The organism is Faecalibacillus sp. TM498 (assembly GCF_020589955.1).
Classification (GTDB): Bacteria; Bacillota_I; Bacilli_A; order Erysipelotrichales; family Coprobacillaceae; genus Faecalibacillus; species Faecalibacillus intestinalis.
This window is the reverse complement of the sequence record NZ_JAJDKB010000008.1, coordinates 67393-82497: the sequence shown is the minus strand read 5'-3', so window position 1 is coordinate 82497 and position 15105 is coordinate 67393. Positions and strand designations below refer to the sequence as shown.

General features: G+C 30.3%; 17 protein-coding genes. 15 read left to right on the top strand and 2 right to left on the bottom strand.

Going from position 1 to position 15105, the window contains the following annotated elements; all coding sequences use genetic code 11:
- The 15 genes from LJD32_RS04210 to LJD32_RS04140 form a co-directional block, all read left to right on the top strand.
- The coding region (locus LJD32_RS04210) for a hypothetical protein (RefSeq protein ID WP_227391821.1) at window positions 1–237 on the top strand (237 nt) is incomplete at its 5' end.
- Window positions 238–364: 127 nt separating this feature from the next.
- Window positions 365–643, top strand: coding sequence for a PTS sugar transporter subunit IIB (locus LJD32_RS04205; RefSeq protein ID WP_147580338.1), 279 nt, complete (start codon window positions 365–367; stop codon window positions 641–643).
- An 89-nt stretch (window positions 644–732) separates the two neighbouring features.
- Window positions 733–1686 carry a sugar ABC transporter substrate-binding protein gene (locus LJD32_RS04200; protein ID WP_119363862.1) on the top strand — a complete coding sequence of 318 codons (954 nt, stop codon included), beginning with the start codon at window positions 733–735 and terminating at the stop codon, window positions 1684–1686.
- Window positions 1686–2987, top strand: coding sequence for a sensor histidine kinase (locus LJD32_RS04195; RefSeq protein ID WP_227391820.1), 1302 nt, complete (start codon window positions 1686–1688; stop codon window positions 2985–2987). The genes LJD32_RS04200 and LJD32_RS04195 overlap by 1 nt, the downstream gene beginning before the upstream one ends.
- A complete protein-coding gene (locus LJD32_RS04190) occupies window positions 2980–3660 on the top strand; it encodes a response regulator transcription factor (protein WP_032090716.1) in 681 nt (226 codons plus the stop codon). Before LJD32_RS04195 ends, LJD32_RS04190 begins: the two co-directional genes overlap by 8 nt.
- Window positions 3653–4939, top strand: a complete 1287-nt coding sequence (locus LJD32_RS04185) for an ABC transporter substrate-binding protein (RefSeq protein ID WP_227391819.1) — start codon at window positions 3653–3655, stop codon at window positions 4937–4939. Before LJD32_RS04190 ends, LJD32_RS04185 begins: the two co-directional genes overlap by 8 nt.
- A gap of 156 nt (window positions 4940–5095) precedes the next feature.
- Window positions 5096–5518 (top strand): PTS sugar transporter subunit IIA, encoded by a 423-nt coding sequence (locus tag LJD32_RS04180; protein ID WP_022001602.1) that lies wholly within the window; start codon window positions 5096–5098, stop codon window positions 5516–5518.
- A 12-nt stretch (window positions 5519–5530) separates the two neighbouring features.
- Window positions 5531–6022 (top strand): PTS system mannose/fructose/N-acetylgalactosamine-transporter subunit IIB, encoded by a 492-nt coding sequence (locus LJD32_RS04175; protein WP_032090714.1) that lies wholly within the window; start codon window positions 5531–5533, stop codon window positions 6020–6022.
- 30 nt (window positions 6023–6052) lie between these two features.
- On the top strand, window positions 6053–6898 hold the full coding sequence (locus LJD32_RS04170) for a PTS mannose/fructose/sorbose/N-acetylgalactosamine transporter subunit IIC (protein ID WP_227391818.1): 846 nt from the start codon (window positions 6053–6055) through the stop codon (window positions 6896–6898).
- 1 nt (window position 6899) lies between these two features.
- Window positions 6900–7736: a PTS system mannose/fructose/sorbose family transporter subunit IID gene (locus LJD32_RS04165; protein ID WP_227391817.1), complete on the top strand. Its 837-nt coding sequence runs from the start codon at window positions 6900–6902 to the stop codon at window positions 7734–7736.
- A gap of 13 nt (window positions 7737–7749) precedes the next feature.
- Window positions 7750–8034, top strand: coding sequence for a hypothetical protein (locus LJD32_RS04160; RefSeq protein ID WP_032090712.1), 285 nt, complete (start codon window positions 7750–7752; stop codon window positions 8032–8034).
- Between the two features lie 55 nt (window positions 8035–8089).
- A complete protein-coding gene (locus LJD32_RS04155; RefSeq protein ID WP_227391816.1) occupies window positions 8090–8845 on the top strand; it encodes a MurR/RpiR family transcriptional regulator in 756 nt (251 codons plus the stop codon).
- 96 nt (window positions 8846–8941) lie between these two features.
- The gene (locus LJD32_RS04150; RefSeq protein ID WP_227391815.1) at window positions 8942–10330 is read left to right on the top strand and encodes a DHA2 family efflux MFS transporter permease subunit; all 1389 of its coding nucleotides are present in this window, start codon (window positions 8942–8944) and stop codon (window positions 10328–10330) included.
- On the top strand, window positions 10320–11090 hold the full coding sequence (locus LJD32_RS04145) for an SDR family NAD(P)-dependent oxidoreductase (RefSeq protein WP_227391814.1): 771 nt from the start codon (window positions 10320–10322) through the stop codon (window positions 11088–11090). The genes LJD32_RS04150 and LJD32_RS04145 overlap by 11 nt, the downstream gene beginning before the upstream one ends.
- A gap of 11 nt (window positions 11091–11101) precedes the next feature.
- Window positions 11102–11392, top strand: a complete 291-nt coding sequence (locus LJD32_RS04140; RefSeq protein WP_227391813.1) for a Dabb family protein — start codon at window positions 11102–11104, stop codon at window positions 11390–11392.
- A gap of 9 nt (window positions 11393–11401) precedes the next feature.
- On the opposite strand, the gene LJD32_RS04135 is transcribed toward LJD32_RS04140, so the two are convergent.
- Entirely contained in the window at window positions 11402–12547 is a 1146-nt protein-coding gene (locus LJD32_RS04135) for a YibE/F family protein (RefSeq protein WP_147580330.1), read from the bottom strand.
- A gap of 69 nt (window positions 12548–12616) precedes the next feature.
- A complete protein-coding gene (locus LJD32_RS04130; RefSeq protein ID WP_227391812.1) occupies window positions 12617–14977 on the bottom strand; it encodes a fibronectin type III domain-containing protein in 2361 nt (786 codons plus the stop codon).
- Window positions 14978–15105 lie beyond the last annotated feature (128 nt).

Genomic DNA, 15105 nt, shown 5'->3' with positions numbered 1-15105 from the left:
AAGCAAAACCAAATTAAGAAAAGAAAGAATTATAAAAGAAATCAAGAAAATCCATTGTTATCTGAAAAATATGAGGATTATCATGCAATTTATGCATTTGCATATATTCTTGAAAGATATTTATGTAAAGAACAACTGTCAGAAAAAATATATTGTTTATCACAAAGAAATTTAGAATTATTAAAGAGAAATGAAAAAATATTTGATGAAATAGTTAAAAATTCATATAAAAATTGATAAGTCAAAAGAGTTACTTAAGACAAAATAGAGAAAGAAGAAATCCGAGAATAAACAGCTAAAATAGATATTGTATATTTTAGCTATTTCATTTATTATATTAGTACTATGTGTTTGGAGGTCTTATATGAAGATAACATTATTGTCAAAACCAGGTTTTTCAGGGAATATGCTGGTTCGTAAAATAGAAGAAGTAGCTAAAAGTCAATTAATGGATATTGAAGTGTTTTTAAATGAGCATTTACAAGAGGCCGATGTGGTTTTACTTACACCACAAAGATGTGAAGATTTAAAGGAAATTAAAAAGGTAGTTAAAGTGCCAGTAGGCGTAATTTCTTTAAAAGATTATGGTTTGTTAGATGGAAGTAGTATTATAAAATATGCAAAACAGTTGATTCAAAAATAGAGTCAACTGTTTTTTTATGACATTTGTCATATTTACATAGATGACAAAAATCATTAAAATTAAATAAAGGGAGAATAGGAGGAAAACGCATGTCTTTTTATAAAAATAAAGCTTTAAAAATAACATGTATTGTAAGCCTTATTATGATTTGTTTTGTCTATCACCATTATTTAAACACTGATACTAAACAAATAAAATTTGGAACAACTTATATGACAATGAATAATACCTTCTATAAAGCTGTAAATAATGAAATAGAAAATGTTGTTAATAATCATGGGGATGTTTTATATACCAGAGATCCAGCTTTGGATCCTAAAAAACAAAATGAACAAATCAAAGACCTTGTTTCTTTAGGAATCGATGTTTTAATTATTAATCCTGTTGAATCTTCGAGTATTAATAAAACATTAAAAGAAGTCAAAAAAGCAGGAATTAAAATTATTGTAGTCGATGCTCCTATTAGTGATGATCAAATTGCAGATTGTACAGTTGTTTCAGATAATTATGATGCAGGAGTACAGTGTGCTAAAGATATGATGCAACGCTTTGATCATGCACGTATTGCTTTACTTGAACATTCTAAAGCCTTATCAGCGGTTGATCGTATCAACGGCTTTAAAGATACAGTTGCTTTAAATGAGAATTATCAAATAGTAGGAAGTGAAGATTGTTTAGGACAAACGGAACTTGCTTTACCTGCTTTAAATAAAATTATTCAACAAGGAATTGATTTTGATGTTGTCTTTTGTTTGAATGATCCAACGGCTTTAGGAGCACTGGCTTCTATAAAAGAAAATGATTTAGGGCATGATGTTTTTATTTATGGAGTTGATGGTTCACCAAATATTAAGAAATTGGTGGCAGAAACGAAAGCAATTGTGGGGACATCTTCACAATCACCTACTTCTTTAGGAAAAGAAACGATCAAGGTGGCTTATAAGATGTTACATCATAAAAAGTATAAACGCTCAATTATTGTGCCAACAAAATTGATTACCAAAGAAAATATAGAAGAATATGATATAACGGGGTGGCAATAATGAATCATCTTACAAGAGAATATGTTACAAAGTTAAAAGATTCATTATTGTTTATTAATGCGGTTGTTATTATCTATAATGCTTCTTTATTTTTGCTTTCTACCAAATATATTTCAGTGCATTATTATGCACGTGATTTCTTAAATAAAGTATCTTATATTACTAGAACACCACAAAATATCTTTTTTGAATCGATTTTTCTTTTTATCATTATTGTTTTATTAATGAAATTAAGAGAAAAAGATAATTTAAAAATGGCGAATGGTCTTGTTTATATCGAAATTATTCTTTCATTTTTATTAATTATTCGTCTAAATGGTTCCTATAATGGAATTTTACTCTTTGTTTTTGCTGATTTACTTTATAATATGAGAAATATTAAACATATGGCTTTACTTTTATTAATTGCCTTTGGTTTATTACTGATTTCAGATTTTAATATTTTATCAAATATTATACATATGCCAAGTATTGAATCTTATTTATCATTTTATCCAAATTCAAGTCGTACATTTATGTTATTTGCTAAAAATATTTTAGCTTCATTAAATGTTGTCATTTTTATTCTTTATCTTATTTGCCAAGTTTTAGTTCAACAAGAAGAAACAAAGAAAATCAGTAAAGAACTTCAACTTGCTTCAAAAGTCAATGATGAATTAAAAACGTATTCTGCTTTATCTGAAAAAATGGCAGAAGATAAAGAAAGAAAAAGAATTTCAAGAGAGATACATGATACTTTAGGGCATGCCTTAACAGGTATTTCGGCGGGAATTGATGCTTGTATTGCTTTGATTGATATTGATCCACAAAAGTCAAAAGAACAACTTTTGGTAATTAGTAATGTTGTTCGTGAAAGTATTAAAGATGTTCGACGTTCTTTATATAAGTTAAGACCGGGAGCACTTGATCAAAGAACTTTAAAAGATGGTTTGATTAAAATGATTGAGGAATTTCAAAGTGTTTCTCATTTAAATGTTGACTTGTATTATGAATGGGAAAATGTTGATTTTGAAAATACGAAAGAAGATATTATTTTTAGAATTATTCAAGAAACGATGACAAACGCTTTAAGACATGGACATGCTTCTCATATTGAAATTCATCTTTTTGACGAAGAGGAAAAATATATGATTATTATGCAAGATAATGGAAGTGGCTGTAAGGAAATTCATTATGGATATGGCTTGAAACAAATGCATGAACGTGTTGCCATATTAAATGGAACGATATATTTTTATAGTGAAGAAGGATTTAGAACAGTTGTAGAAATACCAAAAATAGGAGGAAAAAAAGATGATTAAAGTGATGATTGCAGATGACCAAGAACTTATTAGACAGTCTTTACAAATTGTTTTATCAACACATGAAGATTTAAAAATCGTAGATGCTGTTGAAAATGGTTTTGCAGTTCTTGAGAGTATAAAAAAAGAAAGGCCAGATGTCATTTTAATGGATATTCGTATGCCAGAAATGGACGGTGTTTATTGTACAAAGGCGGTCAAAGAAAAATATCCAGATATTAAAATCATTATCCTTACCACTTTTGATGATGATGAATTTGTCTTTAGTGCTTTAAAATATGGAGCAAGCGGTTATTTATTAAAAGGCGTCAGCATGGATGAACTTTATCATGCCATTTGTACAGTTTATAATGGTGGAGCGATGATTAATCCTGATATTGCGACAAAAGTATTTAAACTTTTTTCCAAGATGTCTATGAGTAATTATGCTATCCAAGTCGATGATTCTTTATCAAAAGATTTGACACAGGCTGAATTGAAAGTCATTCAACAAGTCGGTTTTGGTTTATCTAATAAAGAAATTGCTCAAAAACTTTATTTATCAGAAGGAACTGTGCGTAATTATGTTAGCATTGTTTTGTCAAAATTAGAATTACGTGATCGTACGCAACTTGCCATCTGGGCTGTTCAAACAGGAGTCACAATGCAAGAATTTGGTGACGATAATGACTAGAATAAAAAAGGGTATTCTAACATTAGTAAGTCTTTCTTTAGTTCTTATTTATTGTTTGATCAATGATCCAAGTCGTGATATTACTCTTACTTTAGGACTTTATGCAGGAAGTAGTTGGGATGTGCCTAATGGGGAAAGTTATCAAGTTATTGATCAAGCAATCAAGAAATTTGAAAAGAAATACCCCAATGTTCATGTTGAATATAAAAGTGGAATTATAAAAGATGATTATTCTTCATGGCTTGCTAATGAAATTACCAAAGGAACAATACCTGATGTGTTTATGGTACTTCCTGATGATTTTAATACGTTATCTTCTATTGGTATTTTGAAGAATTTAGATCGACTTATTAAAGAAGAACGAATAGATACTTCTCTTTTTTATCAAAGTGCTTTATTTGCTGGAAATAATGGAAGTCAATATGCACTTCCTTATGAAATCAATCCAACAATTATGTGTATCAATCATGATTTACTTACCAAAGAAGGTATTGCTATTCCTTCAAGTAATTGGACTATTGATGATTTTTATAATATTAGTAATCAAGTTACAAAGGATACAAATAATGATGGTGTCATCGATCAATATGGCTATTATGGCTTTGATTGGCAAGATGTTCTTGATTGTTACGGGTTACAAGTTTTTAAAGAAGATAATTGTCATCTTGATAAAAAAGAAGTCAAAGAAGCGTTTTTATATTTGACAAAACTTAAAGCTTTATCAAATGGCTATCAAGTTTCATCAGAAGATTTTGATCAAGGGAAAGTCGCTTTTTGTCCTTTGACCTTTGCTCAATATCGTACCTACCAACCTTATCCTTATCGTATTAGTAAATATACATCTTTTAAATGGAGCTGTATTTCAATTCCAGGGACAAAATCAAATACGATAACAACACATTTAGACACTTCATTAATAGGAATGTCTTCACAAACAAAGCATCAAGAAATAGCGTGGGAATTTTTAAAAATGTTGACGATGGATGAAGATATTCAACAATCTCTACTTGATAATTCGAAGGGAGCCTCTCCTTTAAAGAAGGTCATGTTATCAAAGAAAACAAAGGAAATCTTAGTAAAAGATACAGTTTCCTATGCTTCTTTAGATTCAGATGTTTTAAATAAGATTTTAGAAAACACGTTAGTAGAACCAAAGTTTAAAGAATATGAAAATATTCTAGAAAAAGCAGATTATTTGATTAATCAAAGTATTGATCAAGGAACGATTGATAATGATCTTAATAAGATACAGAAGAAATTAGAAAATGAATTGAAATAGATAGCTTTTGGCTATCTTTTTTATTTATGACAAATGTCATAGTAGGAATGATATTTGTCAATTTTTTTATGATTTTTGTCACTTAAAAGTCATGATTGAAGACACGTTGCAAGTGCTTTCATATTTGGTATTCTATAGGTGCAAGGAGGGAAGGACATGAAATATTTAGTATTGGTAAGTCATGGTGAATTTGCAGCTGGTTTAAAAACATCATTAATGATGTTGGCAGGACAAAGAGATGATGTGATTGCTTCAGGTTTACCTGATGGAAAGACAGCAGATGAATTTGCGGAAATCTTTAAAGAAAGTGTTAAGGACATTCATGAAGATGATGAAATTGTTTTATTAGCGGATATTGTAGGAGGATCACCACTTACAACTGCTTTAAATGTTTTAGCTGAAAAAGGTTTAATGGAAAAGACAACAACAATTGGTGGGATGAATTTACCATTAGCCCTTACTTCAGTATTAATGAAAGATACTTTACAAGGGGATTCCTTTGTACAAGCTGTCTTAAGTGAAGCAACAACAGCTTTACAAGAATTTAAAGTCGTAGAAGACGACGAAGATGATATTTAAGGAGGAAGAAAGATGTCAGTATCATTTATTAGAATTGATGATCGTATGATTCACGGTCAAACATGTACACGTTGGGCAAGAGAATACCCATGCGATGGTTTGGTAGCAGTAAACGATAAAGCAGCAAATAATTCAGTATTAAAAGCAGCTTACAAATCAGCCAGTGGAAAGAAAACATTTGTATGGACAATGGATGCTTGGCAAAAGAAAAGTCAAAAGGTTTTAGATAGTCAAGATCAATATTTCTTAATTACTAAAAATCCTATTGATATGAAAAAAATTCTTGTTGATCAAGGATTTGATTGTGGTATTAAAACAGTTATTGTTGGACCTTGTAATGATCGTGAAGGGGCAACAAAACTAGGAAACAATCAATCCATTACACAAGAAGAAGCCGAAGCTTTTGAAGCTTTAGCTAAAGCAGGTTATACAATCAAATTTGCTTTATTACCAGATGTTTCAATTGGAACATGGGATGATTTTAAAGGAAAATTTGGTTTTTAACAAATATATAAATAAAGGGGAAGAAAAATTATGACAATTAGTTGGTTACAAGCGGCATTACTTGGTTTATTTGCTTGTTTATCAAGTATGCCAGGATTAGGTGGTACTTCCTTTGGTAACTACACATTAGGTCGTCCTTTAATTGGGGGACTTGTTTGTGGGATTATCTTAGGAGATATCAAAACAGGTATTTTAGTAGGGGCAGCAATGCAAGTTGTCTACATTGCATTAGTTACTCCAGGTGGAACCGTTTCAGCAGATGTTCGTGCTGTAAGTTACATTGGGATTCCACTTGCTATGGTAGCGTTAAATAGTTATGGTTTATCTGCTGCTACAAAAGATGGAGCATCTCTTGCAATTTCATTTGGAACAATGGTTGGTACTTTAGGTACAGTATTATTCTACGGAACAGCAACAATCAACTTAGCATGGCAACATGTTGGATGGAAAGCTGTTGAAAAAGGGGATTATCATAAATTATATCTTGTAGATATGGTATTACCTTGGATTTCACATATTTTATGTTCATTTATTCCAGCCTTAATTATGTGTAAATTAGGAGCAGATGTTGTTGAACTTATTAAAACAACATTACCTATGGATGGTTTAGCTATGAAAACTTTATTTACAGTTGGATCATTATTACCATGTGTCGGAATTGCAATCTTATTAAAACAAATTGTTACAAAAGCAGTTGATTTCATTCCATTTTTCTTTGGATTTACTCTTGCTGCTTCAATGGGAATCAATTTAGTTGCAACAACAGTGATTGCTGGTATGTTTGCCTTAATTAACTACAAATTAAAAATGTTACAAAATCAAAGAGTAGCTGCACCTGCAGGAGACTTTGATGATGAAGATGAGGAGGATATTTAAGATGGAAAAGAAACTATCTAAAAAAACATTAACTAAATCCTTCCACAATTGGTATTATGGAAACTTAACATGCTTCTCTCAAGAACATATGCAAACTTTTGGCTATCTATGCTCTATGTTACCAGTAGTAGAAGAACTTTATGATAAAAAAGAAGATCAAGCAAGATCAATGAAAACATACACTGCTTTCTTTAATACAGAACCTCAACTTGGTACTGTTATTGTTGGGATGACAGCTGGATTAGAAGAAGCACGTGCTAACGGAACAGAAGATGTTGATGATGAAACAATCAACGGTTTAAGAGCTGGTTTAATGGGGCCAATCGCCGGTATTGGGGATTCCCTAGTTGTAGGAACAGTTATTCCTATTTTACTTGGTATTGCTTTAGGTATGTCTACAGGAGGTTCTCCTCTTGGAGCTATCATGTACATCATTGTATGGAACTTATTTGCTTACTTTGGAATGAAATTCTTATATTTCAAAGGATATGAATTAGGTGGAAAAGCGGTTGATTTCTTAGTTGGTCCTCAAGGAGAAGCTATAAGAGAATCAGTTACGATGTTAGGTGGTATTGTTATCGGTGCTGTATCAGCAACATGGATTTCAGTAACAACTTCATTTACGATGACCGCAGCTGGAGCTAAAAAACCTTTCATAGATTTACAAAAAACATTAGATGGTGTTTATCCAGGATTATTAACAGCTGTCTTTGTTGTTGGATGTTGGTATTTATTATCTAAAAAGAAAATGTCACCAATTAAAGTAATGTTATTATTAGTTGTTGTTGCCTTTATTGGTGTACTTGTTGGATTCTTCAATCCAGGATTATCTTATTAAAAGGAGAAAAAAGATGAATAGTCAAGAAAAACAAGGATATATAGATGAAATTAATTATCAAAAGAAAATGATTCATAATCTTATAAAATGGTTACGCAATTTGTTCTTCCTTTCCTCTCTGGGAGTCTTATTGATGTATTATTTTTCAAATATCCTATTTGTAAAAATCTTTGCAATCATATTAATAATAATATCTATATTAGCGATTATCCTTGTTGGAAAGGCTATTTACAGTGGTAAGAAAAACATAAATAAAATTGTTGATCAGTTTTCCTTCAAATATAAAAACTCTCTATAACTCATACAAAAAACCGCTTAGGCGGTTTTTATGTTATACTTTATCTGGTGATATTATGATAACAAATAAAATCAATACAATTTTAAATAACAGTCAACAAGGTGATATCGATTATACGATCTGTAACTATATTAAAATGAATTTAAAAGAAGTTGCTTTTATGTCCATTGAAGAACTTGCAAGAAAAAGCTATGTTTCAAAAGCAAAGATCTCTAAATTTATCAAAAAATTAGGTTATGATAATTATATTGCCTTTAAAGATGATTGTTTATTAGAATTAGAAATTAGAAAACAAGTAACAAATACCAACTATTTTCTTACAAAGAAGCATCTTCATGATTCATTATCTTGGATTGAAAAGAATTTAATGAAGATTGAACAAAGTCAAATCGATTACTTTGTAAGAAAAATAAAAGAAGCTAAGCATATTTATCTTTATGGAGTTGCTTATTCACATTTACTTTGTCAATATGTTCAATACGAAGGAGATCTTTTTCAAAAAAATATTCTTGTTTTAGATGAAAATGAGGTAGCTATTGATCGGTTAAAAGAGGATGATTTATTGATTGTTATTGGTGTAGAAGAAGATGCTTTAAGTAAACAATCTTCACGTTGTTTACGAAAGCTTTTAAGAAATCAAGGAAATAAACTTTTGCTTTCAACCCAATTGATTGATCAAACAATGTTGAAATCTTTTGAAGGGACTTTGCTTGTATCTATCGATCATTTAGAAATGAAAGAAAGAAGACTTCTTTTTCGTTATTTAATAGATATGTTGGTATCACGTTACTTTGAGTTAGAATGTGCTTAAGGCACATTTTTTTTATCTTGTCAAGAAAGTTTATGAAATATAAAAAAGAAAAGAAATTTATTTATTTTAAAGTAAAGTAATCCATAAGGAGGGCTTATGGAAGAAAAATTAACTATTAAACAATTATTCGCTATTTTAGCCGCAGGTTTGTTTTCTTTTTGTGGTGTTTTGATTGAAACAGCGACAAATATTACTTTTCCTACATTGATGAATGAGTTTCATATTTCAACATCACTTGTTCAATGGATGACAACGGGAAATTTATTGATGATGGGTATTATGATTCCTATTTCATCTTATTTAAAAAGAAGATTTCAGACAAAAAAATTATTTTTGATAGCAGGGTTCTTATTTTCAATAGGATTGATTGTTGATGTCTTTGCACAACAGTTTACTTTATTGCTTATAGGAAGATTTATACAAGGAGCGGGGGTAGGAATTGCACTTCCTATGATGTATAACATCATTTTAGAAGAATCACCGGAAAGACTTCTTGGTTTAATGATGGGATGTGGTTCTTTTGTGACAGCTGCAGCACCCGCTATTGGACCAACTTTTGGGGGAATTATGACACAATATTTTACTTGGCGCTATATTTTTATTTGCGTTTTACCAGTTATTGTTCTGGCAAGTTTTATAGGTTATTTTTGTATGAGTGAACAAGTAATTAATAAACATGAAAAATTTGATCTTTTAAGTTTTATAGCGGTAGCGTTAGCTTTTGTTTCTTTAATTATGGGGTTTTCTAATTTAAATCAGATAGTTGATGATTTAGTATTTGTTTTGGGTTGCTTTATTATTGGAATAATCAGTTTATATTATTTTACTAAAAGACAACTGCATATTAAAAATTCCTTAATTCGTATAGAAATATTTAATCATAAAGGTTTTACGTTTCATACTTTAGCTATTATGTTTCTACAAATGACAACACTTGGATATGGTTTATTGTTACCGACATTTGTTCAAATTGTTTTAAAACAACCAGCAACAGATGCAGGGGTCGTTTTACTTCCAGGAGCCATTGTTGGTGCTGTGTTTGCGCCAATAGGTGGATTGATACTTGATCGACTTGGTGCTAAAAAGCCAATTGTTCTAGGGTTATGCTGTAGCTTTATTGCCACATTTTGTTTCTTGTTCTTTTTTAAAAATCTTACATACCAATCATGTATCTTATTCTATTTTATTTATAGTTTAGGCATTGGTTTAATTGTTGGTAATACCATGACATCTGCGATGTCTCATTTACCAAAAAATCTACAGGCAGATGGGAATGCTACGTTACAAACATTGATGCAACTTTCAGGGGGAATAGGAACATCCATTACAGCAACTATTTTAGCGTTTGTACAACAAGGAACAAACTTATATGATGGGACAAATAGTGGTGCATTGTTTGTTTTGATTTTTTTAATGTTTAATATTAATATTGTTATTTTAAGTCAATATTTTGCTTTTAAAGGAGGAAAGAAAAATGAATTTTAATGATAAAGTGGTTGTAATTACCGGAGGAACAAGTGGTATTGGAAAGCAAGCAGCTATTGAGTTTTCAAGAAAAGGAGCCCATGTTGTTGCTTTTACTGTAGATAAAGAAGAAGTATGTAAGGAAGCTATTAAAGAAATAGGAAATGATGCATCTTATATTTATTGTGATGTTTCTAAAGAAGAAGATGTAAAAAAAGCTATTGAAGAAGTTGTTTTAAAATATGGACGTCTTGATTGTGCATTTAATAATGCGGGTATTGGACCAGATGGTGTACGTATGCCTTATGAATCATTAACAGAAATTTCTGAAAAAACATGGGATTTAGTAGTTGATGTGGATATGAAAGGTGTTTTTCTTTGTTTAAAATACGAATTATTACAAATGCAAAAACAAGGATTTGGTACAATTGTTAATACGGCTTCTATTGGAGGGTATAAAATGGCACCTGGATTTGCTGCTTATGGTCCAGCTAAAGCAGCAGTTATTGCTTTAACAGAAATGGCGGCTTTAGAAAATGCGGCATTTGGTATTCGTGTCAATGCCATTTGTCCAGGTCCAACCATGGGAACAGAACTTACCAAAAATTCACTTTCAACTAATCCTCATGAAGAAGCAATGTTGAAAGAACATGTGATTCCTATGAAAAAACTAGCGACGACTCAAGAAGTCGTGAACGCTGTCTTATGGTTAAGTAGTGAAGAAGCAAGTCATACAACAGGACAAAAACTATTTATTGATGGTGGAATGCATATTGCATAGGAGGAAAAAAGATGATTAAACATGTGTCAGTATTTACTTTAAAAGATAAAATGGAAATAAATCATTTTATTACTTTATTAGAAGAAGTAGGAAATGATTGTTCACTTATTGTAAACAGTGAAGTTGGGTGCAATATCAGTAAACAACCAGCGATAGGACCTCATTTTGGGGATATTATTCAAATTATTGAATTTAAAGATGAAGCTGATTTGAAAGCTTATCCAACTTCTAAAGAACATCAAAGATTATTAAAAGAAGGTCCAGAGATGAAAACTGTTACTGCTATCGATTATTACATTTAAAAGCCTCGTTTAAGAGGCTTTTAAATGTTTATGATAAAGTAAACTACAAAGAAGTGCACCAATCGGAACGGTTAAAATAATACCTAATGTTCCTGTAATTCCTTGAGCTATTTCAATTGCAATAAAATCAGAATTCATTAATTGAGGATATTGAATTTGATAAGCAAAAAATGCAAGTAAAATTGTCATTGAACTTCCAGTAAAAGCTAGAATCAATGTATTACACATCGTTCCAATCATATCTTTTCCAATATTAATACCAGATTTAAATAATTGTGATTTAGTAATTTGTGGATTAAGTGCCTTAACTTCATATAAAGAAGAAGCGATTGACATACCTACATCCATGACTGCTCCTAATCCAGAAATTAAGATTCCAGAAAATAAAACTTCATTAATTTTTAGTCCTGTTTGTTGAGAAATAATAATCAAGGCTTCAGCTTGATCAGTATTAAATCCTGAAATATGAATAAGCTGACTTAATACTAAAAAAGAAAGTCCACTAATAATAACACCTAGCGATGTGGCTATTACAGCTACCCAAGTTTTTATAGAAGCTCCATTAAGCATGAATAATGAATATCCGGTTGTTAAAATAACAATAAAGATAGTTGAAATAATTGGTGAAAAGCCACTAAAAATCATTGGCAGCAATAAACCTACAATGGCATAGAGAGTAAAGGCTAAACTGATAATCGTTCGCATTCCTTTTGATTTGCCAATCATTAAAATAATGATTAAAAGTAAACCTACAAAACCATAAATATATGGAGTACGATAATAATTATAAGCTGTAATTAAAGTATTATCAGATTCGGGATTATCAATACAAGCAATAAATGTTTCTCCATTTTTAAGACGTACATTATGTGTTGTTGAAAGATAATTATCGATATAAACTTTTTTATTTTTATAAGATCCATCCAGTATCTCAACATATAAACTTTGTACACCATAATATCTATTTGTTGTTTCATCTTTTTTTGATTGATCATCAATTACACGCAGTACTTTAGCTTTACTATAACTTAAAGATGACGAATTTTGAATTGCAACAGGACTATAAACCTGACTATGAAAAAAATAGACACCAAGTGTAAAAATAAAAGTAATGATGAGAAGGATAAGATCACATTTATGAATTTTTTTTAACATGATATCTCCTTATGAAAGAACCTGTTTATGATAAACAGGTCCTGTTTTAATATATATTATTTTAAATAATTAGTTTTCTTTTTTCTTTGTTTTAATAACAATGATAGCTCCAGCAATAATGGACATTGTTGAGGCGATTTCTAAAGCAAGAAGTGGAGTATCATCACCAGTTTTTACTTTAGAAGATGTTGAGTTATCTTTTTTATTTGTAGATGAAGTATTATCTTTTTTATCAGTTGTCGAAGAAACAGATTGATTTGTTTCTTTTTTAACTAATTGATCTTTAGCTTCTTTTAAAGTGTTATAAGCTGTTTCAACATCTTGATTTGTAGCATCATTCTTATTAAGAACTGTTTTAGCAGCTACTAAAGCATCTTGTAATTTAGTAAATGATTCTTTTGTATAAGTTGAATCATCGATTTGACTACATTCATTAATTAATTTTCCTAATTCTGTTTTATCAACAGTTTCAGTTGATGTTTTATTGATTGTAAAATCATCAACAACAGATAAATCAGAAGTACGATAAGTTACAATCTTTAATTGATTATCTTTAACATCTAATTTTGTAATATTTGGTGTATGTTCTTGATTTTTAACAGCAATATAATCACCACTTAAATTAGAAGTAAATTCATAATATTTACTACCACTTGCTGAGTTAGCAGTAATATAAGTAAGACCTTTAGGATCAGTGACTTCATGAATTGGATTACCATTTTGATCAAATGATTCATCTTTTAAAGCAGTTGTACCATCCATTAACATACTACGTGTATAAACGTGGTCATGTCCCATTAAAACTAAGTCAATACCATTTTGACTAAACATAGGAGCAAGAGTATCTCTTCTTGCTAAAATATCATTATCACTTGCATGAGATGCTGATGAATAAATTGAGTGATGGAAGACAACGATTTTCCATTTGATATCTTGATTATCTTTTGTTTTAGCAAGAGTATTTTTAATGAATTCTTCATGTTCAGCAGTACTTCTGTTATTTGAGTTTAAAACAAGCATTAATGCATTGTTATAAATATAATAGTAATCCCCTTGGGCATTTCCTTGACCACTGCTTCCTAAGTTGCTGACATTTGGTAAGTTAAAGTGATCATTATAAGCAGTACCTGCATAATCATGGTTTCCTACAGCATTTGCAAATGGTGTAGAGTAAACCACACTTCCTTGATAGTTAGATAGATAAGCATCGTATTGAGATTCATTTTTACCAGCTTCTACGTGGTCACCAGCATTTTGAATAAAGTGTACATCTTTAAATAATGGATTTGTATTGACTAAATCTAAAGTGTTTTTCCATCCATCTTTATCAGAGGCTAAATCACCAGAAGAACCTAATTGTGGATCTCCCGCAAATAAGAAACTAAAATCACCTTTAGATTTCGTTGTTGTTGTATAAGTATCTGACCAATGACCATTATTTCCAACACGATAAACATAAGCAGTATTTTCTTCTAAATCACTCATTGTTGCTTTATTAGCGTAATATCCATCAGCTTGTGCTTTTTCAATTTTAGAGTTTACTGTTTTCGCTTTAGCTTTAGGAAATTCATTTCCAGTCATATCTGCTTTTTTAGCAAATTGAATTTGTCCATTTGTACTATCTGTTGAAAACCAGTTTAAATTAAGTTCAGTTGGTGTACTTCCTACAGATAAAGAAATAGCTTTTAGACTTTCTCTTTCAGGTAATAAGCTTTCATCAGGATTGATTCCTAATTCATTAAGTTTAAAATATCCTTCACTGGTTTCATTACTTTTATGAATTTCAAAGGCAATAACATTTTTACCATTTGTAAGCATATCTTTAATATCTCTAAAATAGAGATTTGCAGTTTTTACACTTGAAGAAGTTTCTTTACTTCCATATCCCATGTTATCTTTATGATTACCATTTCCACCATCTTGGCTGCGGTAACCTTCATCAGGTACATTTAAGGCAGTTAATTGTTGACCGTTGATATAAACAATCACAGCATCTTTATAATTAAAACTTAAATGAATACCATTGACAGCACTTGCTTGATCAACATTAAAATAACCTCTAAAGAAATAAGCACGAGATGTTTTATTTAATGTTCCTTTTTCTGTAGAAAATTCTCCTGTTTGTTCTTTCCATTCATTGTCATTGTATTGACCATTTAAAGAAGCGTTATCGCCATCTTTATAAGTACGTGTCCATCCTGTATATTGTCCCCATTTATCTTTGGCTTGTGTACCATCGGCTGGATCAGTGTTTGTATCTAAATATTTAATTGTTGTGTCTTGATTCATGACAACAGTTCCTTTGTTGACTGTTTGATCACCTTGAAGTGCTATAACATTTGAAAAACTGTTAATAGCTAATGGTGAAACGGATGTCAATGACATCGCTGATAATACAGATAATGCAATTAATTTGTTTTTTTTGTTCATAAATTTTCTCCTTTTTCTATCGAAATTATAGAGGAGATCAGAATAATCAAAAATCAAAATAGAGTAAAAGATTGTTTAAGAAAATGTAAATTAAATTACCATTCAGTCAAAATATATGACCAAGCATT